The organism is Pseudomonas costantinii, assembly GCF_001870435.1.
Taxonomy (GTDB): Bacteria; Pseudomonadota; Gammaproteobacteria; order Pseudomonadales; family Pseudomonadaceae; genus Aquipseudomonas; species Aquipseudomonas costantinii.
Genome location: NZ_MDDR01000007.1, coordinates 200,362 through 225,678, shown reverse-complemented (window position 1 = coordinate 225,678; position 25,317 = coordinate 200,362). Strand labels below are relative to the sequence as shown.

The 25,317-nt window shown below is 59.0% G+C and carries 20 protein-coding genes; 12 read left to right on the top strand and 8 right to left on the bottom strand.

The features are described from left to right. The first annotated feature begins 6 nt into the window (after positions 1–6). The 3 genes from acnD (at position 7) to prpD (ending at position 5,402) form a co-directional block, all read left to right on the top strand. On the top strand, positions 7–2,601 hold the full coding sequence (acnD, locus tag BFL40_RS05965) for a Fe/S-dependent 2-methylisocitrate dehydratase AcnD (protein ID WP_071483073.1): 2,595 nt from the start codon (positions 7–9) through the stop codon (positions 2,599–2,601). Positions 2,602–2,612: 11 nt separating this feature from the next. Next, positions 2,613–3,803, top strand: coding sequence for a 2-methylaconitate cis-trans isomerase PrpF (prpF, locus tag BFL40_RS05960; protein ID WP_071483072.1), 1,191 nt, complete (start codon positions 2,613–2,615; stop codon positions 3,801–3,803). Positions 3,804–3,917: 114 nt separating this feature from the next. Beyond that, positions 3,918–5,402: a 2-methylcitrate dehydratase gene (gene prpD / locus BFL40_RS05955; protein ID WP_071483071.1), complete on the top strand. Its 1,485-nt coding sequence runs from the start codon at positions 3,918–3,920 to the stop codon at positions 5,400–5,402. Between the two features lie 137 nt (positions 5,403–5,539). Here the strand turns inward: prpD and BFL40_RS05950 are convergent, their stop codons facing one another. Next, a complete protein-coding gene (locus BFL40_RS05950; RefSeq protein WP_071483070.1) occupies positions 5,540–6,862 on the bottom strand; it encodes an ABC transporter ATP-binding protein in 1,323 nt (440 codons plus the stop codon). 14 nt (positions 6,863–6,876) lie between these two features. After that, positions 6,877–8,622, bottom strand: coding sequence for an ABC transporter permease (locus BFL40_RS05945; RefSeq protein ID WP_071483069.1), 1,746 nt, complete (start codon positions 8,620–8,622; stop codon positions 6,877–6,879). Between the two features lie 422 nt (positions 8,623–9,044). On the opposite strand from BFL40_RS05945, the gene BFL40_RS05940 reads away from it, so the two are divergent. Beyond that, positions 9,045–9,956, top strand: a complete 912-nt coding sequence (locus BFL40_RS05940) for a hypothetical protein (protein ID WP_139213495.1) — start codon at positions 9,045–9,047, stop codon at positions 9,954–9,956. 64 nt (positions 9,957–10,020) lie between these two features. On the opposite strand, the gene BFL40_RS05935 is transcribed toward BFL40_RS05940, so the two are convergent. Genes BFL40_RS05935 through BFL40_RS05915 form a run of 5 tightly spaced genes read right to left on the bottom strand, consistent with a single transcriptional unit; the run spans position 10,021 to position 15,498 of the window. Next, entirely contained in the window at positions 10,021–10,749 is a 729-nt protein-coding gene (locus BFL40_RS05935) for an alanyl-tRNA editing protein (RefSeq protein ID WP_071483067.1), read from the bottom strand. A gap of 2 nt (positions 10,750–10,751) precedes the next feature. Beyond that, a complete protein-coding gene (locus tag BFL40_RS05930) occupies positions 10,752–11,744 on the bottom strand; it encodes a serine O-acetyltransferase (RefSeq protein WP_071483066.1) in 993 nt (330 codons plus the stop codon). A gap of 37 nt (positions 11,745–11,781) precedes the next feature. Beyond that, a complete protein-coding gene (locus tag BFL40_RS05925) occupies positions 11,782–12,696 on the bottom strand; it encodes a PLP-dependent cysteine synthase family protein (protein WP_071483065.1) in 915 nt (304 codons plus the stop codon). 22 nt (positions 12,697–12,718) lie between these two features. Then, a complete protein-coding gene (gene moeB / locus BFL40_RS05920; RefSeq protein WP_071483064.1) occupies positions 12,719–14,581 on the bottom strand; it encodes a molybdopterin-synthase adenylyltransferase MoeB in 1,863 nt (620 codons plus the stop codon). A 23-nt stretch (positions 14,582–14,604) separates the two neighbouring features. After that, on the bottom strand, positions 14,605–15,498 hold the full coding sequence (locus tag BFL40_RS05915) for a DMT family transporter (RefSeq protein WP_162493874.1): 894 nt from the start codon (positions 15,496–15,498) through the stop codon (positions 14,605–14,607). A gap of 160 nt (positions 15,499–15,658) precedes the next feature. On the opposite strand from BFL40_RS05915, the gene BFL40_RS05910 reads away from it, so the two are divergent. After that, positions 15,659–17,083: an aminotransferase-like domain-containing protein gene (locus BFL40_RS05910; RefSeq protein ID WP_071483241.1), complete on the top strand. Its 1,425-nt coding sequence runs from the start codon at positions 15,659–15,661 to the stop codon at positions 17,081–17,083. A gap of 187 nt (positions 17,084–17,270) precedes the next feature. Here the strand turns inward: BFL40_RS05910 and ppsR are convergent, their stop codons facing one another. Next, complete coding sequence (ppsR, locus tag BFL40_RS05905) at positions 17,271–18,089, bottom strand: posphoenolpyruvate synthetase regulatory kinase/phosphorylase PpsR (protein ID WP_003193298.1); 819 nt, start codon at positions 18,087–18,089, stop codon at positions 17,271–17,273. A gap of 178 nt (positions 18,090–18,267) precedes the next feature. On the opposite strand from ppsR, the gene ppsA reads away from it, so the two are divergent. From ppsA to sigX, 7 genes are all read left to right on the top strand, one after another. Beyond that, a complete protein-coding gene (gene ppsA / locus BFL40_RS05900; RefSeq protein ID WP_071483063.1) occupies positions 18,268–20,643 on the top strand; it encodes a phosphoenolpyruvate synthase in 2,376 nt (791 codons plus the stop codon). A gap of 106 nt (positions 20,644–20,749) precedes the next feature. Then, on the top strand, positions 20,750–21,739 hold the full coding sequence (locus BFL40_RS05895) for an alpha/beta fold hydrolase (RefSeq protein WP_071483062.1): 990 nt from the start codon (positions 20,750–20,752) through the stop codon (positions 21,737–21,739). 188 nt (positions 21,740–21,927) lie between these two features. After that, a complete protein-coding gene (gene rraA / locus BFL40_RS05890; protein WP_016973593.1) occupies positions 21,928–22,419 on the top strand; it encodes a ribonuclease E activity regulator RraA in 492 nt (163 codons plus the stop codon). 25 nt (positions 22,420–22,444) lie between these two features. Continuing rightward, complete coding sequence (gene cmaX / locus BFL40_RS05885) at positions 22,445–23,440, top strand: divalent cation transporter CmaX (protein WP_071483061.1); 996 nt, start codon at positions 22,445–22,447, stop codon at positions 23,438–23,440. Between the two features lie 86 nt (positions 23,441–23,526). Then, positions 23,527–23,772: a hypothetical protein gene (locus BFL40_RS05880; protein WP_005790375.1), complete on the top strand. Its 246-nt coding sequence runs from the start codon at positions 23,527–23,529 to the stop codon at positions 23,770–23,772. 2 nt (positions 23,773–23,774) lie between these two features. After that, the gene (locus BFL40_RS05875) at positions 23,775–24,599 is read left to right on the top strand and encodes a mechanosensitive ion channel family protein (protein WP_071483060.1); all 825 of its coding nucleotides are present in this window, start codon (positions 23,775–23,777) and stop codon (positions 24,597–24,599) included. Positions 24,600–24,686: 87 nt separating this feature from the next. Continuing rightward, complete coding sequence (gene sigX / locus BFL40_RS05870) at positions 24,687–25,277, top strand: RNA polymerase sigma factor SigX (protein ID WP_071483059.1); 591 nt, start codon at positions 24,687–24,689, stop codon at positions 25,275–25,277. Positions 25,278–25,317 lie beyond the last annotated feature (40 nt).

Sequence of the window (25,317 nt, the reverse complement as noted above, 5' to 3'; positions counted from 1 at the left end):
CTGACGATGAACACTGAATTTCGCAAACCGTTGCCCGGCAGCCGCCTGGATTTCTTCGACGCCCGTGCGGCTGTCGAAGCAATCACCTCCGGCGCCTACGCCACTTTGCCCTACACCTCTCGCGTACTCGCGGAAAACCTGGTGCGCCGTTGCGACCCGGCCACCCTTAACGCGTCCCTGAGCCAACTGATCGAACGCAAGCGCGACCTCGACTTCCCGTGGTTCCCGGCGCGCGTGGTGTGCCATGACATCCTCGGCCAGACCGCCCTCGTGGACCTCGCCGGCCTGCGCGATGCCATCGCCCTGCAAGGCGGTGACCCGGCGCAGGTCAACCCGGTGGTGCCGACCCAACTGATCGTCGACCACTCCCTGGCCGTCGAAGCCGGTGGGTTTGACCCGCAGGCATTCGAGAAAAACCGCGCCATCGAAGACCGCCGCAATGAAGACCGTTTCCACTTTATTGAGTGGACCAAAAAGGCCTTCAAGAACGTCGACGTGATCCCGCCGGGCAACGGCATCATGCACCAGATCAATCTGGAGAAAATGTCTCCGGTGATTCAGGTGCGTGACGGTATAGCCTTCCCCGACACGTGCGTCGGTACCGACAGCCACACCCCCCACGTAGATGCCCTGGGCGTGATTGCCATCGGCGTCGGCGGGCTGGAAGCTGAAAGCGTCATGCTCGGCCGTGCGTCGTGGATGCGCCTGCCGGAAAGCGTCGGCGTGGAGCTGACGGGCAAGCTGCAACCAGGCATCACCGCCACCGACATGGTGCTGGCGCTGACCGAGTTCCTGCGTAAACAGAAAGTGGTCGGGGCGTGGCTGGAATTCTTCGGCGAAGGTGCATCGGCGCTTACCCTGGGCGACCGTGCAACCATCTCCAACATGGCCCCGGAATACGGCGCTACTGCGGCGATGTTTTACATCGACCAGCAGACCATCGCTTACCTGAAACTCACCGGCCGCGAAGACGAACAAGTCACTCTGGTGGAGCAATACGCTCGCCACACCGGCTTGTGGGCGGACGACCTCAAAGGCGCGCAATACGAGCGCGGCCTGACCTTCGACCTGTCCAGCGTTGTGCGCAATATGGCGGGCCCGAGCAACCCGCACGCCCGTGTTGCCACCAGCGACCTGGCGGCCAAAGGCATTTCCGGCCAGTGGGAAGACGTGCCAGGGCAAATGCCCGACGGCGCGGTGATCATCGCGGCCATCACCAGTTGCACCAATACCAGTAACCCGCGCAACGTGATTGCCGCAGGCCTGCTGGCGCGTAATGCCAACAAGCTGGGGTTGACCCGCAAGCCGTGGGTCAAATCATCGTTGGCGCCGGGCTCGAAAACCGTGGCGATGTACCTCGATGAAGCGGGTTTGACCACTGAGCTTGAGCAACTGGGTTTCGGTGTGGTGGCGTTTGCCTGCACCACCTGCAATGGCATGTCCGGCGCACTCGACCCGGTGATCCAGCAGGAAATCATCGACCGCGACCTTTACGCCACCGCCGTGCTGTCGGGCAACCGCAACTTCGATGGGCGTATTCACCCGTATGCCAAGCAAGCGTTCCTGGCCTCACCGCCGCTGGTGGTGGCTTACGCGATTGCCGGCACCATCCGTTTCGACATCGAAAAAGACGTGCTGGGCCTTGACGCCAACGGCAAGGAAATCCGCCTGAAAGACATCTGGCCGAGCGACGAAGAGATCGACGCGGTGGTCAAGGCCTCGGTCAAGCCGGAGCAGTTCCGCAAGGTCTACATCCCGATGTTCGCGATCCACGAAGACACCGGCCCGAAGGTCGCGCCGTTGTACGACTGGCGCCCGCAAAGCACCTATATCCGCCGCCCGCCTTACTGGGAAGGCGCACTGGCCGGCGCACGTCCGCTCAAGGGGATGCGCCCGCTGGCAGTGCTGCCGGACAACATCACCACTGACCACCTGTCGCCGTCCAATGCGATCATGCTCGACAGCGCCGCCGGTGAATACCTGGCGAAAATGGGCCTGCCGGAAGTCGACTTCAACTCCTACGCGACTCACCGTGGCGACCACCTGACCGCGCAGCGCGCGACTTTTGCCAACCCGAAACTGTTCAACGAAATGGTGGTTGAGAACGGCAAGGTCAAGCAGGGTTCCCTGGCGCGTGTCGAGCCTGAGGGTCAGGTCACGCGGATGTGGGAAGCCATCGAAACCTACATGGAGCGCAAGCAACCGCTGATCATTATTGCCGGCGCCGACTACGGCCAGGGTTCGTCCCGCGACTGGGCGGCCAAGGGCGTACGTTTGGCCGGTGTGGAGGCGATCGCCGCTGAAGGCTTCGAGCGCATCCACCGTACCAACCTGGTGGGCATGGGCGTGTTGCCGCTGGAGTTTTTGCCGGGCACCGACCGCAACACACTGAAAATCGATGGCAGCGAAACCTATGACGTGGTTGGCGAGCGCACTCCGCGTGCCACGCTGACGTTGGTGATCAACCGCAAGAATGGCGAGCGTGTCGAAGTGCCGGTGACTTGCCGCCTGGACACCGCCGAAGAAGTGTCGATCTACGAGGCGGGCGGCGTGTTGCAACGTTTTGCCCAGGACTTCCTGGAATCGGCGGCGACCGCCTGAAGAGGATAACCATGGCACACGTACCGCAAATCAAGATCCCCGCCACCTATATGCGCGGCGGCACCAGCAAGGGCGTATTTTTCAGCCTCCAGGACCTGCCCGAATCGGCGCAGGTGCCGGGTGCCGCGCGCGATGCTTTGCTGCTGCGGGTGATCGGCAGCCCCGACCCCTACGACAAGCAAATCGACGGCATGGGCGGTGCCACGTCCAGCACCAGCAAGACCGTGATCCTGGCTAAAAGCGCCCGCGCCGATCACGACGTGGACTACCTGTTTGGCCAGGTCTCCATCGACAAACCGTTTGTCGATTGGAGCGGCAACTGCGGCAACCTGTCGGCGGCGGTCGGTTCGTTTGCTATCAGCGCGGGCTTGATCGACCCCGCTCGCGTGCCCCACAACGGCGTGGCCGTGGTGCGGGTATGGCAGGCGAATATCGGCAAGACCATCATCGCCCACGTGCCGATCACCGACGGCGCGGTGCAGGAAACCGGTGACTTTGAACTGGACGGCGTGACCTTCCCGGCCGCCGAAGTGCAGCTGGAATTTATGGACCCGGCGGCGGAAGAAGAGGGCGGCGGTGGTTCGATGTTCCCCACCGGGAACCTGATCGACGACTTGGAAGTGCCCGGCGTCGGCACCTTTAAGGCGACGCTGATCAACGCGGGCATCCCGACGATTTTTATCAATGCCGAAGACCTCGGCTATACCGGCACCGAGCTGCAAGGCGCGATCAATAGCGACCCCAAAGCCCTGGCGATGTTCGAAACGGTGCGTGCCTACGGCGCGCTGCGCATGGGCCTGATCAAGCACCTGGACGAAGCCGCCCAGCGTCAGCACACGCCTAAAGTGGCGTTTGTAGCGAGGCCAGCGGATTACGTGGCGTCCAGTGGCAAGGCGATCAAGGCGGGTGATGTGGACCTGCTGGTACGCGCGCTGTCCATGGGCAAGTTGCACCACGCGATGATGGGCACGGCGGCGGTGGCGATAGGCACGGCGGCGGCGATTTCGGGGACCTTGGTTAACCTGGCGGCCGGTGGTGTTGAGCGTAACGCGGTGCGATTTGGGCATCCGTCCGGCACTTTGCGCGTCGGCGCCGAAGCCAGTGAAGTCAACGGTGAATGGGTGGTGAAGAAAGCCATCATGAGCCGCAGTGCCCGGGTGTTGATGGAGGGCTTCGTGCGAATCCCCGGCGACGCGTTCTGATTTTTTGCACCTCCCCCTGTGGGATCTTCCATACCAAGGCAGGCAATCAGACCTGCCATAACACCATCAATCGTGAGCCCGAGGACTGACCCCACCCATTTTTGGAGTACTGCCATGAGCGCCAACGTCGACCAGAACAACCGCCCCGACTACGACCAAGTCCTGCAGGACATCGCCGACTATGTCCTCAACTACCGGATCGACTCACGGGACGCGTTGGACACCGCCCGCAACTGCCTGATGGACACCTTGGGCTGCGGTCTTTTGGCCCTGCGTTTCCCTGAGTGCACCAAGCACCTGGGGCCTATCGTCGAAGGCACCGTAGTCCCGTTTGGCGCGCGAGTACCGGGCACTTCGTTCCGCTTGGACCCCGTGAAGGCAGCCTGGGACATCGGTTGTATCGTGCGCTGGCTCGACTACAACGACACCTGGCTCGCCGCAGAATGGGGCCACCCCTCGGATAACCTGGGCGGCATCCTCGCGGTGGCAGATCACCTCTCGCAAAAACGCGTGGCCAACGGCGAAGCGCCGCTGACCGTGCGCGCGGTGCTGGAGGCGATGATCATGGCCCACGAAATTCAGGGCGTGATTGCTCTGGAAAACTCCTTCAACCGTGTCGGCCTCGACCATGTGCTGCTGGTGAAAGTCGCCTCCACCGCCGTTACCGCCAAGCTGATGGGCGCCAACCGTGAGCAGTTGCTGGCGGCTCTGTCCCATGCGTTTGTCGATGGGCAGGCGCTGCGCACTTACCGTCATGCGCCGAACGCCGGCTCGCGTAAATCGTGGGCGGCGGGGGATGCATCGAGTCGTGGCGTGCGCCTGGCGGATATTGCCCTGCGTGGCGAGATGGGCATTCCCGGTGTGTTGAGTGCGCCGCAGTGGGGCTTCTATGACGTGTTGTTCAGCCACACCAATAAAGACCTGGCGCTCAAGCCCGAAGACAAACGCGCCTTTAGCCTGTCGCAGCCCTACGGCACTTATGTGATGGAAAACGTGTTGTTCAAGATCAGCTTTCCGGCCGAGTTTCATGCGCAAACGGCGTGCGAGGCGGCGGTGACTTTGCACCCGCAGGTCAAGAGCCGCCTGCATGAGATCGACAGGATTGTTATCACGACCCACGAGTCGGCGATCCGCATCATTTCCAAGGTCGGCCAACTGGCCAACGCTGCTGACCGCGACCACTGCCTGCAATACATGACCGCCGTGCCCCTGGCATTCGGCAACCTGGTGGCCGAGCAGTACGAAGATGAGTTTCATGCCGCGCATCCGATCATCGATGAGTTGCGCGAGAAGATGGTTATCGTCGAAGACCCACGTTACAGCCGCGAATACCTGGAGGCCGACAAGCGCTCCATCGCCAACGCGGTGCAGGTGTTTTTCAAGGATGGCTCCAGTACCGAGCAAGTGGTGGTGGAATACCCGATTGGCCATCGCCGTCGTCGGGTGGACGGCATTCCGTTGCTGGAAGACAAGTTCAAGGCGAACCTGGCTACGCGGTTTACTGTCCAGCGCAGTGGTGAGATTTTTGCGTTGTGCAAGGATCAGGCAAAGCTTGAAGCCACGCCGGTCAACCGCTTCGTGGACCTGTTCGTGATCTAAAAAGCACCGCGGTCAATGTGGGAGCTGGCTTGCCTGCGATAGCATCACCTCGGTAATCCTGACGTACCGAGTTGTCTGCATCGCTGGCAAGCCAGCTCCCACATTTGTTCTGTATTGCTTAATAGAAAGTGTTCGACTTACATACTGCCTTCGACGTCATCCAGGCTGAACGTCTCGGTGTGGTCGTCATAGGAGAAAATCTCCGCATACCGCCCCCAGGCCACCACGCTTTCCAGGGTTTTCTCCACAAACGCTTCAGTCATCGAGTCTTCCAACTCCTGCTCGAAGCGCACCCGTGGTGCCCTGTGTCCGCTGCGCTCAAGCAGCACTTGATGAATACGCGCGGCCAACGGCACGTGCCGGATCAGGTGCTCTGCGAACAGGGTTTTGCGCTCCTGGGTGCCGAAGTCGGCGAATAGCTTGCCGGCGTCGGTGAGGGTGATGTCGGCGCCCTTGAGTTCGGCGAAACCCAAGTGTTCAAGCATCTCCGCTACCGGAAACAGGTCATCCACCTCCAGCAAGCGCCGTTCGGCCACGGTGGGCAGGCCGGCGTGACCGTTGTAGGGCTCGGCGGCCAGGGTTTCGATCAAACCGGCCATCAGGTTGGTGGACACTTCCGGCAACAGGCTGCCCATTTTCAGTTCAGGCACGCCCCTGCTGGCATCGGCGCTGCGGCGGTTGGTCATCAGGGCATAGATGTCGTCGACCATCTGCCGGAAGGTTGGGTCCAGTCGGTTGCGCGGGTGCGGGAACGGCACCTTGATCTCGGCGACCACGCGGCCGGGGTTGGACGACAGCACCAGGATGCGGTCGCACATCAGCACTGCTTCTTCGATGTTGTGGGTCACGATCAGGATCGACTTGATCGGCAGTTGTTTGCCGCTCCACAAATCCAACAGGTCGGTGCGCAGGGTTTCGGCGGTGAGCACGTCCAGGGCAGAGAAGGGTTCGTCCATCAGCAGCAAGGTTGGGTTGACCACCAGGCCCCGGGCAAAACCTACGCGCTGGCGCATGCCGCCGGACAACTCGCGGGGGTAGGCGTTTTCAAAACCGTCCAGGCCGATCAAGTCGATGGCGGCCAGGGCGCGCCTGCGGGTTTCCTTGCGTTCGACTTGCAAGGCTTGCAGGCCGGCCTCTACGTTTTCCAGCACGGTCAGCCAGGGGAACAGCGCAAAGGTCTGGAACACCATGGCCACGCCTTCGGCCGGGCCGTTCAGTGGCGCGCCCTGGTAGCGAACTTCGCCCGATGACGGCTGGATCAGCCCGGCGATGATGCGCAGCAATGTGGATTTGCCTGAGCCCGAGCGGCCAAGCATGCCGACAATCTCGCCCTCGTGCAGCTTCAGGTCCACGCCGCTGAGCACTTGCAGTTCGTCTTTGCCTTTGCCGAATACCCGGTTCACGTTTTTCAGCGAGTAGATTTCCGGGGTGTCAGCAGTGTGTTCGGTATAGGTATTCATCACAGCGAATCCCATCAATTCAGACGAAGTTTGTTTTCAGCCATGGCGTACATCGGACGCCAGACCGCGCGGTTGAACGCCACCACGAAGATCGACATCACCACCACGCCCAGGGCGATCTTCGGGAAGTCGCCGGCAGCGGTGGTCTGTGCGATGTAGGCGCCCAAACCGTGAGCGACCACGTTGTCCTGGCCCCAGGACACGTACTCGGAAACGATACTGGCGTTCCAGGCGCCGCCCGAGGCGGTAATGGCGCCGGTGACGTAGTAGGGGAAGATCCCCGGCAGCATCACCTTGCGCCACCACAGCCAGCCGCGAATGCGGAAGTTGGCGGCGGCTTCCTTGAAGTCATTCGGAAACGCGCTGGCGCCAGCGATCACGTTAAACAGGATGTACCACTGGGTACCCAACACGATCAGCGGGCTTAGCCAGATATCCGGGTTGAGGTTGTAGTGCAGGATCACGATGACGAACACCGGGAACAGCAGGTTCGCCGGGAACGCCGCGAGGAACTGCGCCAGCGGCTGGATTTTTTCCGCAAGGCTGGGACGCAGGCCGATCATCACACCCAAAGGCACCCAGATCAGTGAGGCTATCAGGATCAGCCCAGCCACCCGCAGCAGGGTAATCAGGCCTAGCACTAACACATGGCCGACTTCGGCGAAGGTCACTTCGGTGCCGACATACAACACGATGTGGTACAGCGCATAAGCAGCCATCAGTGCGATCAGTGCGCCCCACACCCAGTCGATCACCTTCGAGGCCGCCGGGGTTTGCGCCGGCAGCGCCTTGAGCGCCCCGCCCGCCACGCTAAAGCGTTTGTTGCCGATGCGGCTGATGGTACGGGTGATAGGGCGCAGAATGCGCTGGACGATACGCGTGCGCTGGATCAGGTTCAGCAGCCAGGATTGCGGTGCGGCGCCTTGGGAGGCGGTGGTTTCCATGCGGAATTTGTCGGCCCAGGCCACCAGCGGGCGGAACAGGAACTGATCGTAGATCAGGATCACCACAACCATCGCCAGGATCACATAGCCCACGGCATGCAGGTCTTTCTGGGCGATGGCCAAGGCCAGGTACGACCCCACGCCCGGCAGGGTGATGGTCTTGTCGCCGACGGTGATGGCTTCGGAGGCAACCACGAAGAACCAGCCACCGGACATGCTCATCATCATGTTCCACACCAACCCAGGCATGGCGAAGGGCACGTCGAGTTTCCAGAACTTCTGCCAACCGGATAGCCGCAAATTGGTGGACACTTCAACCAAGTCATGGGGCAGCATGCGCAGCGACTGATAGAAGCTGAATGTCATGTTCCAGGCTTGGCTGGTGAAGATCGCAAAGATTGCCGCGCACTCGGCACCCAGTACCCGCCCGGGAAACAGCAACAGGAAGAACGTCACTGTAAAAGAGATATAACCGAGCACCGGCACCGATTGCAGGATGTCGAGCACTGGCACCAGCAGTTTTTCGGCACGCCGGCTTTTGGCGGCGAGGGTGCCGTACAGCAGGGTGAAGATCAGCGCCGCGACCATCGCCGCGAGCATACGCAGGGTGGTGCGCATGGCGTATTCCGGCAGGTTGGCCGGGTCGAGGGAGATAACGTCGCTTTGCAATGTGGCGATGGGGGCCCAGGTTTCCCGGGCGCCGATGGACAAAAACAGCAGAAAGCCAATCACCAGGGGCAGGGCAACCAAATCCCAGCGGTTGGGCAGCAGGCGCAGGGTGGACGCCGGTAAGTAGTCGCGGAACACTCTGTTCATAGGCAGTTGCTCATAGGCAGTCAGTCCTGCAGCGTTCAGGTTCAAAAGGTGCGGTGAGGGTGAGCTTAGCTTCTGTACAACAACCCACCGAGAATGGGCGGGCGCTCTTTCTCCGTGAGTCAGGGGGCATCGAATCTGCGGGGGATACGCTGCTGGCGGGATTGTACGTTTCCAAATGTTACAAGCACATAAATTTGCTGTCAGTTTCCTGTACGAACAGTGACCTGCTGGTAGCCCAGCCTTGGATCGGGGTTCATTCAAATCGCAGGTCGGACGCATTCGACGCAGAAATACGCAGTGATTCAAGTTTTCTGAGTCCTTGGAACCTCCTCCATATAAATGCCAATCAGGTAGTCAGGTGGCTGGCTGGAACATGTCATCCGAAATTGCGATTTTGATACCTGAATCTGAGAAGGTGCCCTATGACTTCCGTAAACACTCGTCCACAAACACCTTATACGGCGGACTATGAACAGCCCCGAAATTGGGTTCCTGCCGGACAGGAAAACAACCCTGAGGCTACTGGAAGCATCGGCCCACAGGCCTACTCTGAGCCTCCTCGCGGCCCGATGACGCCTGAGCAACGAGGTCAGTTTTCGACCCACAGCGAGATTATTAACCCACCGCAGTCGCAGGGGGCTGATACGGCGGGTGAGTTGGCTGAGCTGAGCCAGAAAAATCAAAATCTTGCCGACAAGTACGTGGCCCTGGCCGAAAGGTTTTCGACGAAAATCGTTGAGTTCACTAAGAAAATAGAGAACCTGGCTAACCAAATCATTGCTTCAGGTAAACAGACTGAACACGCGCCCGGTGTGTCGGGCTCTACGCCACAGGGTCGTCGCACCGATACTCCAACCGTGACGCCTGAAACGCCTGCCATGCCGGATACGCAGAAGACAGAGCAAAGCCAGCCTTCTGGCCTTGCGGCTCTGGCCAAAGATATCAGCGAGCTTAAAGATGCGTTTGATGTGTTGATGAAGAACTTCAATAATGTAATGAAAGTGCTGACTGACAAACTGAATGAATTGACGCAATTACTCAGCAAGGGGGGGGCTCAAAACCAGACACCTCCCGTGCAGTCAGACACCATTGATACTCCGCCGTCAGTCGACGCGGCGCCTGAAACAATGGCCCCACCGCAACAAGACCAAAAGCTGGCCCCGGCCAATGATTCAACAGCGCCTGCTCCCGGTACCCTTGAGTACCTCAAACAGGAAAACCAAAGGCTTGAGGCTCAAATTGATCAAATGACGGCTTACTTTGAGGCAACGATGTCTGCTCTTGAGAAACAGTTTGAAACCGTGACCCGTCAAGTCAACGGGCAAACGAAGTAGGGCTATAGCGGATCAGCCAGTGTGCTGGGCACCCTCTACACTGGCGTAGTTCTGTTTCAGCCCGTCACTCAAACCGCAGGATCACCCGGCGGTTGTGTTTGCTCTTCTTCTCGATCTTTTCGCAGAACACCCGGCCGATTTCCTCGGTGTTGATCACGTGGGTGCCGCCGCAGGGCTGGATGTCGATTCCGTTGATTTCTATCACCTGTACCGAGCCCTGGATCACGGGTGGCGCGACGGCCTGGGTGCGAGTGATCTGCAGCAGGGTCGAGTACTCCGAAGCGGGCATCGACAAAGTTTTCACCGCGTGGGCCTGTTCGATCAGGGCGTTGAGGTCACGGGTGATGCTGTCTTTGTCGAGCGTCATCTCCGGCAGGTCGAAATCCAGGCGGCCTTTATCGGCGCTGATGCTGCACCCGGTCACAGGCGCATCGATGATCGAGCACAACAAGTGCAGGCAGGTGTGCATCTTCATATGCTGGTAGCGGCGCTCCCAGTCCAGGCCGGCGTCCACCTGCACGCCGGCGGTCAATTGCTCCGGGCAGTGGTCAACCTGATGCCAGATGATCGAGCGCAACACCGGGTCGCGCACGGTGCCGGTCACCTCGACCCGCGTGCCGTCGGGCAAGGTAAGGTGGCCAGTGTCGCCCGGCTGCCCGCCGCCGGTTGGGTAGAACAACGTGTGTTCCAGGGCGATACCCTGTTCGCCAACGGCAATCACCCGGGCACTGAAGGCGTTCTGGTAGGGCGCGCTGTCGAACAGCGCCAGGGTTTCCATGGTGTGCACGGACATGTTCAACCTCCGACAATCAGTGGGCTGGCTTGCAACAGATGACGCACCATTGCACTCAAGCCAGGGGGGGAGAGCAGGGTGATTTCAAACTCTGGCCCGCAGACTTTCAAGTTCAACGGCAGGCGTGGTAGCTGGTCGCCGGTGTCGAGGCGACGCAGGCGAAATTGCAGGTGATGACGCTCCTTGACCGTGGGTTCCAGCATCAGCCCCTGCAGAGGATGAAAGTCGGCGTCCAGCACTGTGACCTTGTGGTTGGCATTGACCTCGCCGACCACGTGCAGGCGTTCATCCAGGGCGAAGGCCCCAAGGTAATTGCTGTGGTCCGATTCGGTGTTCTTCTGCAACTGGACCTGATTGACCACCTTGACCTTGGTGCCTGCCGGCACGTCCTGGGTGATCACACACGAAGGACTGATAAACACGTTGTCACCGATCAGTACATAGCCCAGCACTCGGGCGCCGGAGCCGACCTCGACATTGTTGCCCAGGCGCGGGTGGCGTTTACCATCCGGGTTGTTGGCGATACCTCGAGCACCCAGGGTGACGCCGCAGAGGATGTAGCAATCGTTGCCGATCTCGCAGGTTTCGCCGATCACCGTGCCGTAGCCGTGGTCCAGCACGAAGCGCCGGCCGATACGCGCGGCGGGGTGAATCTCCGCGCCGGAGAGGATCTTGCCCTGGTTGCTGAGTTTAAGGGCCATGCGTGAAAACATGCCGTTGGTCTGGTCGGGGAAGTTCCACACCAGGTGCGCGAGTCGGTAGAACAGCACCGCCTTGAACGAGGCGTAGGATTCCAGGATCAGCTCTCCACGCCCACGTGACGCCGGGTCGCGATAGGCATAGGCGATCAAGTCCTCGGCCACTGCCTGGGCGGCGTTCTGGATCAGTGGCGCCAGGTGCGGTTCCAGCTGCTTTATCTGCGCAGGCGTCAGGGTCTTGATGAGATGGGTGAGCAATTCATCGTGCAGCTGTTGCATGTCGATAAAGCCCCCCATGGAGGCACCCCCAAATTCTGGTCTGTTGGATAACCGGTTAGTCGAAACTGGGCAGGTAGCTGTCAGCATTGTCGTAGACCATGGTCAACACCACCGTTTCAGGCGGTAGTTCGGGGGCGAGTTGGGCGATGGCGACCATGTTGGCGGCCGAAGACATCCCCAGGCTTATGGCGTCGGTACGCATGATGCGTTTCATCATGTCGATGCACGCCTTGTGCGACACCTTGAGCATGCCGTCCAGCACATCCACGTTGAGCGTTTTCGGGATCAAGCCAATCGACAGGCCCTGGATATGATGCGGTGCGTGTTGGTCTTTGAGCAGGTCGCATTCCTCCGGCTCCACGCCCATCACGCGGATTGCCGGCCAGGCCGCCTTGAGGGTTTCGCCTATGCCGGTGATATGGCCACCGGTGCCGATGCCGCTGACGAAGTAGTCCGCACGCCGCTCACCAAAGGCGCGGATGATTTCGGGTGCGGTGGTGTCGCGGTGGGTTTGCGGGTTGGCGCCGTTACGTTGCTGGTTAAGCATCACGTAGTTAGGGTTTTCCAACAGCAGCTCCATACATTTTTCGCCGTGGGAGTTGTTGCCCAGGCGGCTGTCCGAAAGCACCACCTTGGCGCCGTACAGGCGCAGCAGTTTCTGCTTTTCAGGGCTGTAGTTGTCGGGGATCACCAGTACCACTTTATAGCCGAGCACATTGCCGGCCATCACCAGGCCAATGCCGGTGTTGCCGCCGCTGGGTTCGATGATGGTTTGGCCGGAGTCGCGAATCAGCACGCCCCGGCGCTCGGCGTCGAGGATCATGCCCAAGGCGATGCGTGCCTTGTGGCTGCCGCCGGGGTTAAGGGATTCCAGCTTGGCGTAGACCTCAATACCGAGGTCTTCGGAAAACTGCGCCAGGCGTACGATCGGCGTGTGGCCGATGACGTCGAGAATGGAGTTATGCAACATCAGTTAGTCCCCAGGCCCGCGATCAGTACAAAGGCATGTCGGGTTCGACGTCGCGAACCCAGTGCTTCATGCCGCCTTGCAGGACTTTGGTGTTGGCGAAGCCGGCGGCCAGCAAGGTGCTGGCGGCTTGCTCGGCGCGGGTTCCGGCGTAGCAGATCAGGTAATGGGTGTTGTCCCGACTCAGGCTGTCGAGTTGCCCATCCAGTTCAGCCAAGGGGATATGCACCACCCCCGGCAATTTGCACACTTCCAACTCGCTGGCGTCGCGCACATCCAGCAGCACATCGGCGCTGCGGTGGTGTTCGAGCAATTGCTTGAGCACTCGGGGCTTGATGTAGCGCTCTTCGGCCAAGGAAGGCTGACTTGGTATTGCATCGGCGCAGACCGCCGGTGCCACGGTTTCGCTGTGGCGCAGTTCCGAGCAGCATGGGCAATCGGCACGGCGTTTGAAGCGGATCTCGCTGAACTTCATGGCCAGTGCATCGAAGCGCATCAAGCGGCCGGACAAGGGCTCGCCAATGCCGATCAGCAACTTGATTGCTTCGGTCGCCTGAATCATTCCGACCACCCCCGGCAGTACGCCGATCACTCCACCGGCACTGCAATTGGGCGCCAGTTCAGCCGGTGGTGCAGAGGGGAATAGGCAGCGGTAGCACGGCCCACCTTTATAGTTGAGCACGCTGATCTGCCCGTCGAAGCGGTAGATGGCGCCGTATACCAGAGGCTTGCCCAACTGTACGCAGGCATCGTTGACCAGGTAGCGGGTGTCGAAATTGTCGGTGCCGTCGATCACCAAATCGTAAGCGCCGACCAACTCCAGAGCATTGTCGGCATTCAAGGCGGTGTCGTGAGCGTTGATCTTGATATGGCTATTGAGGTCCTGCAGGCGTTGCTTGGCGGACTCGACCTTGGGCATGCCCAGTGTGCTGTTGCCGTGGACGATTTGGCGTTGCAGGTTGCTGCTTTCCACTACATCAAAATCCACCAGACCCAGGGTGCCGATGCCGGCTGCCGCCAGGTACAGGCTGATGGGGGAGCCCAGGCCGCCTGTGCCGATGATCAGCACCTTGGCTTTTTTGAGGTTCAACTGACCTTCGCGGCCAACGCCTGGCAGGGTGATGTGGCGCACGTAGCGTTGCACTTCCTCATTGCTCAGGGTCTCGACGTCGATACCGCCTGAAGTGGCGAGCAGGACTTCGATCCTGGCTTTTTCCGGCAAGGGTTCATCGGCACCGATCAGCTCTTCCTCGGCGGTAAAGAGGAAGTGTTCCTTGAGTTGATTGTTCTTTTCGTGGAACAGATGCGAGCGAAGTTGCGGGTGGCTGCTGCAGAGGTTTTCAATGACTTCGCGCAATGTCGATCCTGTGCCCTCGAGGGTCGATTCCGGCAGCTTGGCCACGCGAACCAGAATATCGGGGAAAGAAACAGCGTTCATGGACAACTCCGTGTGCAGGTCGTTGAAAGAGGTAGGGGCGAAATGCTTGCCATCCCAGGCAAACAGCTTTGAGCCCAGGGCCTGGCCCTGGCGAACGTCTACCACCAGGTAGCTGACGGGGTAGATGGGCTCGCCCAGGAATAGCGCCTTGTCCTGGTCCTCGTCGCTGAAATAGGCGCCGACATCCGGGTGGGAGTGGTAAATCACCACCACTGGGTTGTCACTGCGAAACGCCTTGTTCATCAACAGGGTGTCGGCCACTGAAAAGGTGTAGCCGTTGGCCGCGCAGCGCGGGTACATCTCGGGGTTCTTGCGGTGTAACTCGTTCTGGATGTTACTGCCCAGGTACACGCTACCGTCGGCGAAGACAAAGCCACAGCACTCCTCGGGATAGCTGCGGCTGGCGTGTGCGTAAATCTGTTCCAGGGCGGTGGGGCGGAGGACGTCCATGTTTCTCTCGCGTCTGTGGAGGGTCATTTTTTCTTGGCCAGGAGTTTTTCAACAGGCAACTTGGTGATCGCAAAACCGGCCAACAGGATGGCCGAGTACAGCATCAGGTCACGGGAAATCGCCACGCCTTCGTACCAGGCGCCGATGATCACCGCGAACACCGGGAAGATGATGAACACGAACGACAGAATGATCGGGCTCAAGCGCTTGAGCAGCATGAAATACACAATAAAGCCGCCCACCGACGCCACCAGACCCAGGTAGAACAGCGCGCCCCAGGAGCGCAGGGTGATGTTTTCGAAGGTCGGCGTTTCAAACCACAGGCCTGCCACGAACAGCATCAGCCCGGCAATGCCGATGGGCAGGGTGTTGTAGGTGATCACACTGATGGCGCTGCCTTTTTGCTTGGTAATGACGTAGCACAAGGCATGCATGATCGCGGCGGTCAGAATCGCCAGTACCCCAAAGAACTCGGCGTGGTCCAGGTGCAGGCCCTGGCTTTTGATGATCATGTAGAGGCTGCCGAAACCGATGCCGATGCCGACCACCTGGGAAAAGTAGATGCGTTCGCGCAGGAACAGCGCGGAAAAGATCAGGATGAATACCGGCATGCAACTGAACAGCAGGGCGGTGAGACCGGACGAGACATGCATCTCGCCGTAGTTGAGCAGGTAATAAGGAACGCTGAAGTAGGACAGGGTCACGAATACGAAGAACCAACGGCTTTCACGCGGAAACAGGATCGGCTCGCGTCGCACCAGCGCAAAACACAGGAACAGTGGGAAGGCGATCAGGAAGCGCAGGCCTGCGGATGTCAGTGGTGGCACGCTTTCGACGGCGATCTTGATCCCCAGCCAGGTGGTGCCCCAACTCAGGCACACGATAAGAAACATCACGCTGGTTACCAGGCCGGCCAACCACTGTTTCTGAGTTTTTGTTTTTGTAGTGTTTTCAAGAACGGCGGACATTGGCATCGTTTATTGCTTCCCTGAGCCGGAATTGAACTCTATATTGACTGTGTATTGAGTTGTTTCAATCGGTGATTGAACCCGTAAAAGCACACTATTAGGGCGAATGATGGCTGTCAAAACAAATATTGACATGGTGTCAATTATGCGTGAGGGGTTGTCCAGCGGTCAGGGCGTGAAGTACAAGCGCCTGTCCGATGTCATGGAGCGGGGCATCCTCGAAGGCTTGATTGAACCGGGAAGAAAACTGCCTCCCCATCGGGTGCTTTCCGACAATCTGGGTGTGACCATCGGCACCATCAGCCGAGCCTACGGCGAGCTGGAACGCCTGGGGTTGGTGGTGGCGCGGGTGGGTGACGGCACTTTCGTACGCAAGCGTGGGATGGAGCGCCAGCGCGATGAAGGTTTTCGCAACTTCAGCGAAGAGCCGCGCCAATACTTCGATATGAGTCGCAACATGCACATTCCCGGGCAGGAGACGGTGTTTCTTGCCCAGAGCTTTCAAACGCTGTCGACCAACGCCAAGTTTCTCCAGGACATCAGCGCCTATACCCCGGATGCCGGTTTGCCACGCTACCGTGAAGCCGGTGCGCAGTGGTTGGTGCAGCGTGATTTTCACCCGATCCCCGAGCAGGTCATCTGCGTCAACGGCGGCCAGCACGGCTTGCTCTGCGCCATGATGGCGCTGCTGCGGGCGGGCGATACGATGGTCACCGAACAACTGACGTATCCCGGGTTGATCACCGCCGCGCGCATGCTCGGCGTGCGGTTGATTGGCCTGGAGATGGATGAAGAAGGCGTGCTGCCGGGCGCGCTGGATGAAGTCTGTCGTAATCACCGGGTTTCGGCGCTGTACTGCACGCCGACCATTCAGAACCCGACCACGGCGGTGTTATCGATCCCGCGCCGCGAAGCCTTGGCCAAAGTGTGTCGTGAACACAATCTGCTGATTCTTGAAGACGAAGCCCATGGTGTGCTGGTGGAAGATCGGCCGCCGCCTCTCAGCTTTTTCGCGCCAGAGCGTACGATTTTGATCAGTAGCCTGAGCAAGGCGGTGTCTGCCGGTTTGCGCGTTGGGTATGTGCATGCACCACCTGCGCTGGTTAGCCGCATTTCGGCGGCCTTGCGTTCGACTTGCTGGATGGCCACGCCTGTCACGCTCGAACTGGCGACCCAGTGGATCGAAAACGGCACGGCGGAGTACCTGCTGCGCCAGCAGATTAATGAGATCAGCCGGCGCAAGGACCTGGTGCGCGACCTGCTGGCTGGCCTGGAATACCGCACCCACCTCAATAGCCCGCACTTCTGGATTGAAGTGCCGGAGCCGTGGCGAGCCTCAGAAATCGAGGCGGAGCTTAAGCAGAATAATTACCTGATCGCCACCGCCGAGGCGTTTGCCGTGGGGCAGACGGCGGTGCCGCAATTTATTCGGGCGAGTATTTGCAATACGTCGGGGGATGATCAGTTGTTGCGCGAGGGGTTTGATGCGCTGGCGACGGCGCTGGGGCAGGGTGGGGGGCGGTTTCACCTGTAGGCAGTGATCACCGCTGTGGCGAGCGGGCTTGCCCCGCGTTGGGCTGCGTAGCGGCCCTAAAACCAGGCGCCGATTAACTCCTGATACACCGCATTCTTCTTTACAGGGGCTGCTGCGCAGCCCAACGTGGGGCAAACCCGCTCGCCACAACAGTCCCGCTCGCCACTGGTAATTAGTGTTCGTTGGATTATTTGAACCGCCGCTCCACACCTTTCTCCACCAGAATCTTCGCGGAAATCTCTTCCACCGAAAAGTGCGTGGAATTGATATGCGCAATATTCTCGCGACGGAACAGATTTTCCACTTCGCGCACCTCGAACTCGCACTGGGCATAACTCGAATAGCGGCTGTTGGGCTTGCGCTCGTTACGGATGGCCGTAAGCCGATCCGGATCAATCGTCAGGCCGAACAACTTGTGCGAGTGCGCGCGCAGGGCAGCGGGCAGCGTCAGGTGTTCCATGTCGTCTTCGGTCAACGGGTAGTTGGCCGCGCGGATGCCGAACTGCATCGCCATATAAAGGCAAGTTGGCGTCTTGCCGCAGCGGGACACACCCACCAGGATCAAATCCGCCTTGTCGTAGTAATGGGTGCGGGCGCCATCGTCGTTGTCGAGGGCGAAGTTCACCGCCTCGATACGCTCCATATAGTTGGAGTTGTGCCCAATGGAATGGGACTTGCCCACAGAGTATGAGGAGTGTTCACTCAGCTCTTGTTCCAGCGGCGCCAGGAACGTGGAGAAGATGTCGATCATGAAACCATTCGAAGTCGCCAGGATCTCACGGATGTCCTGATTAACGATGGTGTCGAAAATGATCGGGCGAAAGCCGTCTTTTTCGGCCGCCAGATTGATTTGTTGTACCATGGCACGCGCTTTATCCACGCTGTCGATGTATGGCCGCGTGAATTTGGCGAAGGTAATGTTTTCGAACTGCGCGAGCAGGCTTTGACCCAGTGTTTCGGCTGTGATGCCGGTGCCGTCGGAGATAAAGAAAGCAGATCGTTTCATTTGAGCCCTGGGCCTTAAGCTGATGGCGAATCTTGGATATGATAGGCGCGATTTTGCCGTCCCGCAGTGGGCCGCATTCTCACTTATTTTCCAGGTCCAGGCCACAAGCGCTGGTGAACGCTCCTACTGAGCAACCGGCGTCCTGAGCTTTTCCAACACAGTTAGTGGAGAGATCACCTTGGTAGAGTACGTAGTTTCCCTCGATAAGCTCGGCGTCCATGATGTAGAGCATGTGGGGGGCAAGAACGCATCCCTCGGCGAGATGATCAGTAATCTTGCAGGCGCTGGTGTCTCGGTGCCTGGTGGTTTCGCCACCACGGCCCAGGCTTACCGCGACTTCCTCGAACTGAGCGGCCTGAATGCTCAGATCCACGCCGCGCTGGACGCGCTGGACGTCGATGACATCAACGCCCTGACCAAGACCGGTGCCCAGATCCGCCAGTGGATCATGGAAGCCGAGTTCCCCGAGAAGCTCAACGAAGAAATTCGCACCGCCTTCGCGACATTGTCGGCTGGAAACCCGGACATGGCTGTTGCTGTGCGCTCCTCGGCCACCGCCGAAGACTTGCCGGATGCTTCCTTTGCCGGCCAACAGGAAACCTTCCTGAATATCCGCGGCGTGGAAAACGTGATCCGCGCGGCCAAGGAAGTATTCGCCTCGCTGTTCAACGACCGCGCGATTTCCTACCGCGTACACCAGGGTTTCGACCACAAGCTGGTGGCCCTGTCTGCTGGCGTGCAGCGCATGGTGCGTTCGGAAACCGGTACCGCCGGCGTGATGTTTACCCTCGATACCGAATCCGGCTTCCGTGACGTGGTGTTTATCACCGGCGCCTACGGCCTGGGCGAAACCGTCGTACAAGGTGCGGTCAACCCGGACGAATTCTACGTACACAAACACACCCTTGAAGCCGGTCGCCCGGCGATTCTGCGCCGCAACCTGGGCAGCAAGGCTATCAAGATGATCTATGGCGACGAGGCCAAGGCTGGTCGCTCGGTAAAAACGGTTGATGTCGATAAGGCCGAGCGCGCGCGTTTCTGCCTGAGCGACGCTGAAGTCAGCGAATTGGCCAAGCAAGCGATGATCATCGAAAAGCACTACAAGTGCCCGATGGACATCGAGTGGGCCAAAGACGGCGACGACGGCAAGCTGTACATCGTTCAGGCCCGTCCTGAAACCGTGAAGAGCCGCACCTCGGCCAACGTCATGGAACGCTACCTGTTGAAAGAAACCGGCACTGTGCTGGTTGAAGGTCGTGCCATCGGCCAGCGCATCGGCGCCGGCAAGGTACGGATCATCAAGGACGTGTCTGAAATGGACAAAGTCCAGCCGGGTGACGTACTGGTTTCCGACATGACCGACCCGGACTGGGAGCCGGTGATGAAGCGTGCCAGTGCCATCGTTACCAACCGAGGCGGACGTACCTGCCACGCGGCGATCATCGCCCGTGAACTGGGGATTCCTGCGGTGGTTGGTTGCGGCAACGCCACCCAGCTGTTGAAAGACGGCCAAGGTGTGACCGTGTCCTGCGCCGAAGGCGACACCGGTTTCATCTTTGAAGGTGAGCTGGGCTTCGACATCAAGCAAAACTCCGTCGATGCCATGCCGGACCTGCCGTTCAAAATCATGATGAACGTCGGCAACCCGGACCGCGCATTCGATTTCGCGCAGTTGCCGAACGCCGGTGTGGGCTTGGCCCGCCTGGAGTTCATCATCAACCGCATGATCGGCGTGCACCCCAAGGCACTGCTGAACTACGATGGCTTGCCATTGGACATCAAGGAAAGCGTCGACAAGCGCATCGCCGGCTACAACGACCCGGTGGGCTTCTACGTCGAGAAACTGGTGGAAGGCATCAGTACCCTGGCGGCGGCGTTCTACCCGAAAAAGGTCATCGTGCGCCTGTCGGACTTCAAGTCCAATGAATACGCCAACCTGATCGGCGGCAAGCTCTACGAGCCGGAAGAAGAAAACCCGATGCTGGGCTTCCGTGGCGCTTCGCGTTACATCAGCGAATCGTTCCGTGACTGCTTCGAACTCGAGTGCCGTGCCCTCAAGCGCGTGCGCAACGAGATGGGCCTGACCAACGTCGAAATCATGGTGCCGTTCGTGCGCACGTTGGGCGAGGCGAGCCAAGTGGTCGACCTGCTGGCCGAAAACGGCTTGTCCCGTGGCGAGAACGGTTTGCGCGTGATCATGATGTGCGAACTGCCTTCCAATGCCATCCTGGCCGAAGAGTTCCTGGAGTTCTTCGACGGCTTCTCCATCGGTTCCAACGACCTGACCCAGCTCACCCTGGGCCTGGACCGTGACTCCGGGATCATCGCTCACCTGTTTGATGAACGTAACCCTGCGGTCAAGAAGCTGCTGGCCAATGCCATCCAGGCCTGTAATAAGGCCGGCAAGTACATCGGTATTTGCGGTCAAGGCCCTTCCGACCACCCTGACCTGGCCAAATGGCTGATGGAGCAGGGTATCGAAAGCGTTTCGCTGAACCCTGACTCTGTGTTGGAAACCTGGTTCTTCCTGGCGGAAGGCCAAGCGTCCGCCTAAAATCGTGACGTCAAAAGTGCCGGTCAATCGTAAAGGTTGACCGGCATTCTTATCTGTACAGGGCGGGACTCCTTGCGGACGCCGCCCTTTTTTGTGCAAGAGCATTATGCAAAGCAGCAGCAACCTATTTCCCGTCGCCCTGATCAGCGCTGAACGTCGTGGCGATTTGAGTGAAGATGTGTACCGCCTCAAACCCGGTAACAGCCCCGACGGCACCGTCGAACTGGCTGTAACCCGTTTGGGCCTGGCCGATATCCCGGAAAACCGGGGCACGCCGGTAATTTTATTGCACGGTAGTTTTTCCAATCGACGCTTCTGGTACTCACCCAAGGGCATCGGTCTGGGGGCTTACCTGGCTCGCCAGGGATTTGATGTATGGATCCCGGAAATGCGCGGCCATGGCCTATCCAAGCGCAATCAGAATTACGCCAGGAACCGTGTCGCCGATTATGCGCGGTACGATTTGCCTGCCATTGGCGCATTCGTGCGCGAGCAAAGTGCGCAAATTCCGCACTGGATCGGGCACTCCCTCGGCGGTACGACCCTGGCGGCGGCCCTCGGTGGTCAGTACTTGGGGGCACCGGCGGTGGCTTCTGTGGCGTTGTTTGGCTGTCAGGTCAGTCGTACGTATTGGCCGTTGAAAATTCCACCGGTGGAGTGGAGTGGTCGATTTATTTTGAAACGCTTCGCCCAATTGTCCGGCCCGCGGTTCAAGCGCGGCCCCGAGGATGAACCGGCAGGCGTAATGATTGAAGCCATGCGCTGGAATGGCCTGTTCGGCCGCTTTGGCGACGCTGAGCGCGATTGGTGGAAAGGCCTGGCAGAGGTCGATGTACCGTTGTTGGCGGTCAGCGCCGTGGGCGACCAGCAAGACCCAGATTGGGCGTGCCGCAAGCTGTTCGAGCAAGTGGGTTCCGAGCATCGCCAGTACCTGTGCCTGGGGCGCAAGCAAGGTTTCACCGAAGATTTCGGGCATGTGCAGATGCTGGTCAGCAAAGCAGCCCAGGCCGAAGTGTGGCCTTTAGTGGAGCGCTGGTTGAAAGATCCGCTCACACCTTTATTCGGGGCACATTCCGAGGTGGCGGCAGCCGTTTGACGAAGCGCTCTGCCAAGGGCGTTTCGCTCGTGAGTGGTTGCGGCTAAGATATGACGCGTTAAACGCTTCTGGTCATATTCAGTCGCGCAGTGGCTATTGCGTTGCGGCGATGCGGGTGGGATGGTCCACATCCGCTCTGCCTGGCGCTTCTTTCGAAAGACACTTCTTTGACAGAAAGGAATTTTTCAATGAACCATTACGTGACCCCCGACCTGTGCGACGCCTATCCGGACCTGGTGCAGGTGCTCGAGCCGATGTTCAGCAATTTCGGCGGACGAGATTCCTTTGGCGGCGAGATCGTCACCATCAAATGCTTCGAAGATAACTCTCTGGTCAAGGAACAGGCCGATCAGCCGGGCGCCGGTAAGGTGTTGGTTGTCGATGGTGGGGGTTCCCTGCGCCGCGCCTTGCTGGGCGACATGATCGCCGAGAAAGCCGCGAAAAACGGTTGGGAAGGGTTGGTGATCTATGGCTGCATCCGTGATGTCGATGTCATCGCCCAGACCGATCTGGGAGTGCAGGCGCTGGCTACACACCCGATGAAAACCGACAAGCGCGGTATCGGCGATCTGAACGTGGTGGTGACCTTCGCCGGTGTGACATTCCGTCCGGGTGAATACGTCTACGCCGACAATAATGGCGTGATCGTGTCGCCAAGCCCGCTGAAAATGCCTGAATAAACCGTAGTAACCGATAGGGGTGAGGATGTTCGAGGAAGAAAACGCGCAATGGGGGCTGGTGCATGCCCTGGTGCTGGACGGTAAAGGTGGTGCGCGTTCGATTGCCCGGACTGAGCTCGACGATTTGCAACTGCAGCCTCAGGAAAGCCTGTGGCTGCATTGGGATCGCAGCCATCCGCAAACCCAGACCTGGTTGCGTAAATCCAGCGGTTTGAGCGAGTTCGCCTGTGACTTGCTGCTGGAGGAAAACACCCGCCCGCGCTTGTTACCGCTGCCGGACGCCGAGTTGCTGCTGTTCCTGCGTGGGGTCAACCTCAACCCAGGCGCCGAACCGGAAGACATGGTGTCGGTGCGCATCTTTGCTGCGGCCAATCGCGTTATTTCTCTGCGCCTGCGTCCGTTGCGCGCCACCGATGAGCTGCTGGTGCAGTTGGCGGACGGTAAAGGGCCAAAAACCGCGTCTGAACTCATCCTTTATATGGCTCAGTACCTGACCAACAAAGTGCAGGATCTGGTCAGTGATCTGTCTGAAGTCGTCGATTTTGAGGAAGAAAAACTCGATGCCGACGAACGGTATACTCCGGAGCACGGTAACGTTTTGCAGATCCGTCGGCGAGCGGCTGGGCTCAAACGTTTTTTAGCGCCGCAGCGGGATATTTTTGCCCAACTGACGCGGATCAAATTGCCGTGGTTCTGTGACGACGATGCCGACTACTGGAACGAATTGAACAACAGCCTGACTCGCTACCTGGAAGAGCTCGAATTGACTCGGGAGCGCGTAGGGCTTGTGCTTGAGACCGAAGACCGACGCTTGAGCGTGCGTATGAATCGCACAATGTACCGCTTCGGGATTATCACCGGGATCTTCTTGCCGATGAGTTTTCTCACCGGTCTGCTGGGTATAAACGTAGGCGGGATTCCCTTCTCCGGTGACCCCTACGGATTCGCGATTGCCTGCCTGATGATGGTGAGTGTCGCGCTGGGACAATGGTGGCTATTTCGACGATTGCGCTGGGTTTGACCTGAATATGACCTGAACGTAGGAAGGGTCCCATGTGACCCCAAGAATTTTACCCTCGTCTTTTAAAACACTTGCGAGAGGTCTTTATGCACGATCCGTTCGAACAGTCTTTGCGTGACATGCTCAATGCTTCGCCATCCAACCGTGATGACGATGCCTGCCTGGGCCGCGTGTTGAAAACCGCCAACCGTCAGGTAGGGGCGGGTGACCTGTTCGGTCTGCTCGGTCGTTGGCTGCCGGCGTTGATGATGGCCCTGAACAATGGTTCGGCCCACGTATCGCCGGTGTCCCGTCGTAAACCTCTTGCTCGCACTGCTGATAAGGCTGATTGAATATGGAACTTGATCTCTGGACCCAGAGCCTGGTCACTGCGATGACCGCATTGTGGACCAAGGTGGCGAATTTCATTCCCAACCTGTTTGGTGCCCTGGTACTGGTGTTGCTGGGCTTTGTCGTGGCCAAACTGCTCGACACCCTGTTGTCCAAATTACTCGCAAAATTGGGCCTGGACCGATTGATGGCAGGCACCGGCCTGACCAAACTGTTGGGCCGTGCCGGGTTGAAAGTGCCGATCTCTGCCCTGATCGGAAAGATCGTCTATTGGTTCGTGCTGCTTATTTTTCTGGTTTCAGCGGCTCAATCCCTTGGACTTGAGCGAGTTTCAGCTACGCTCGATGTGTTGGCACTGTATTTGCCAAAAGTTTTCGGTGGCGCGCTGGTGCTGCTGGTAGGCGTTTTACTGGCGCAACTGGCCAATGGGCTGGTGCGCGGGGCTGCCGAAGGCGTGGGCCTGGATTACGCAGCCGGCTTGGGGCGAATCGCCCAGGGGCTGGTGATCATCATCAGTATTTCCGTCGCGATCAGCCAGTTGGAGGTCAAGACTGACCTGCTCAACCACGTGATTGTGATTGTTTTGATTACCGTTGGTCTGGCCGTTGCGCTGGCCATGGGCTTGGGAAGTCGGGAAATTGCCGGCCAGATTCTTGCGGGAATCTATGTGCGTGAGTTGTATCAGGTGGGGCAGCAGGTGCGTGTGGGCGAGGTCGAAGGGCAAATCGAGGAGATCGGCACAGTCAAAACGACGGTGCTGACCGATGATGGTGACCTGGTGTCGCTGTCCAACCGGATTCTCCTGGAACAGCAGGTCAGTAGCCGCTAATCCGGAAAACCCTGCTAATGTACGCCGCCGCAAACCCGGCTGACCGGGCTGTAGCGGACATTGATCTGACTGTCGGCACGACTTGTTTTGAATAAAGCCCAAACGTTGTCCACGCGCTATGACCCCCGTGAGCTCTCTGATGAGGAGTTGGTCGCGCGCTCGCACACGGAGCTGTTTCACGTAACACGCGCTTACGAAGAATTGATGCGCAGATATCAACGCACTCTGTTCAACGTTTGTTCAAGGTATTTAGGGAACGATAGAGATGCGGATGATGTCTGTCAGGAAGTGATGCTCAAGGTGCTGTACGGCCTGAAGAACTTTGAGGGCAAATCGAAGTTCAAAACATGGCTCTATAGCATCACGTACAACGAGTGCATCACGCAGTATCGTAAGGAACGGCGAAAGCGTCGCTTGATGGACGCTTTGAGTCTGGACCCGCTCGAGGAGGCGTCTGAAGAAAAGGCGCCAGCACCCGAGGAGAAGGCCGGGCTTGATCGCTGGTTGGTGCATGTGAACCCAATTGACCGTGAAATTCTGGTGCTACGATTTGTCGCAGAACTCGAGTTTCAAGAAATTGCTGACATCATGCACATGGGTTTGAGTGCTACAAAAATGCGTTACAAACGTGCTCTTGATAAATTACGTGAGAAATTTGCGGACGAGACTGAAACTTAGTGCGTGGCAAATATCTCTTACGTGTAGGCAAGTTCTGTTA

Bases quoted from the DNA above. Each gene is read 5' to 3' on its own strand.
- BFL40_RS05930 (WP_071483066.1), bottom strand. From the start codon at position 11,744: ATGGGGGGCTTTATCGACATGCAACAGCTGCACGATGAATTGCTCACC.
- acnD (WP_071483073.1), top strand. From the start codon at position 7: ATGAACACTGAATTTCGCAAACCGTTGCCCGGCAGCCGCCTGGATTTC.
- prpD (WP_071483071.1), top strand. From the start codon at position 3,918: ATGAGCGCCAACGTCGACCAGAACAACCGCCCCGACTACGACCAAGTC.
- BFL40_RS05945 (WP_071483069.1), bottom strand. From the start codon at position 8,622: ATGAACAGAGTGTTCCGCGACTACTTACCGGCGTCCACCCTGCGCCTG.
- prpF (WP_071483072.1), top strand. From the start codon at position 2,613: ATGGCACACGTACCGCAAATCAAGATCCCCGCCACCTATATGCGCGGC.
- rraA (WP_016973593.1), top strand. From the start codon at position 21,928: ATGAACCATTACGTGACCCCCGACCTGTGCGACGCCTATCCGGACCTG.
- BFL40_RS05880 (WP_005790375.1), top strand. From the start codon at position 23,527: ATGCACGATCCGTTCGAACAGTCTTTGCGTGACATGCTCAATGCTTCG.
- BFL40_RS05875 (WP_071483060.1), top strand. From the start codon at position 23,775: ATGGAACTTGATCTCTGGACCCAGAGCCTGGTCACTGCGATGACCGCA.
- BFL40_RS05940 (WP_139213495.1), top strand. From the start codon at position 9,045: ATGACTTCCGTAAACACTCGTCCACAAACACCTTATACGGCGGACTAT.
- BFL40_RS05895 (WP_071483062.1), top strand. From the start codon at position 20,750: ATGCAAAGCAGCAGCAACCTATTTCCCGTCGCCCTGATCAGCGCTGAA.
- BFL40_RS05935 (WP_071483067.1), bottom strand. From the start codon at position 10,749: ATGTCCGTGCACACCATGGAAACCCTGGCGCTGTTCGACAGCGCGCCC.
- BFL40_RS05950 (WP_071483070.1), bottom strand. From the start codon at position 6,862: ATGAATACCTATACCGAACACACTGCTGACACCCCGGAAATCTACTCG.
- BFL40_RS05925 (WP_071483065.1), bottom strand. From the start codon at position 12,696: ATGTTGCATAACTCCATTCTCGACGTCATCGGCCACACGCCGATCGTA.
- cmaX (WP_071483061.1), top strand. From the start codon at position 22,445: ATGTTCGAGGAAGAAAACGCGCAATGGGGGCTGGTGCATGCCCTGGTG.
- BFL40_RS05910 (WP_071483241.1), top strand. From the start codon at position 15,659: ATGGCTGTCAAAACAAATATTGACATGGTGTCAATTATGCGTGAGGGG.
- moeB (WP_071483064.1), bottom strand. From the start codon at position 14,581: ATGGACGTCCTCCGCCCCACCGCCCTGGAACAGATTTACGCACACGCC.
- ppsR (WP_003193298.1), bottom strand. From the start codon at position 18,089: ATGAAACGATCTGCTTTCTTTATCTCCGACGGCACCGGCATCACAGCC.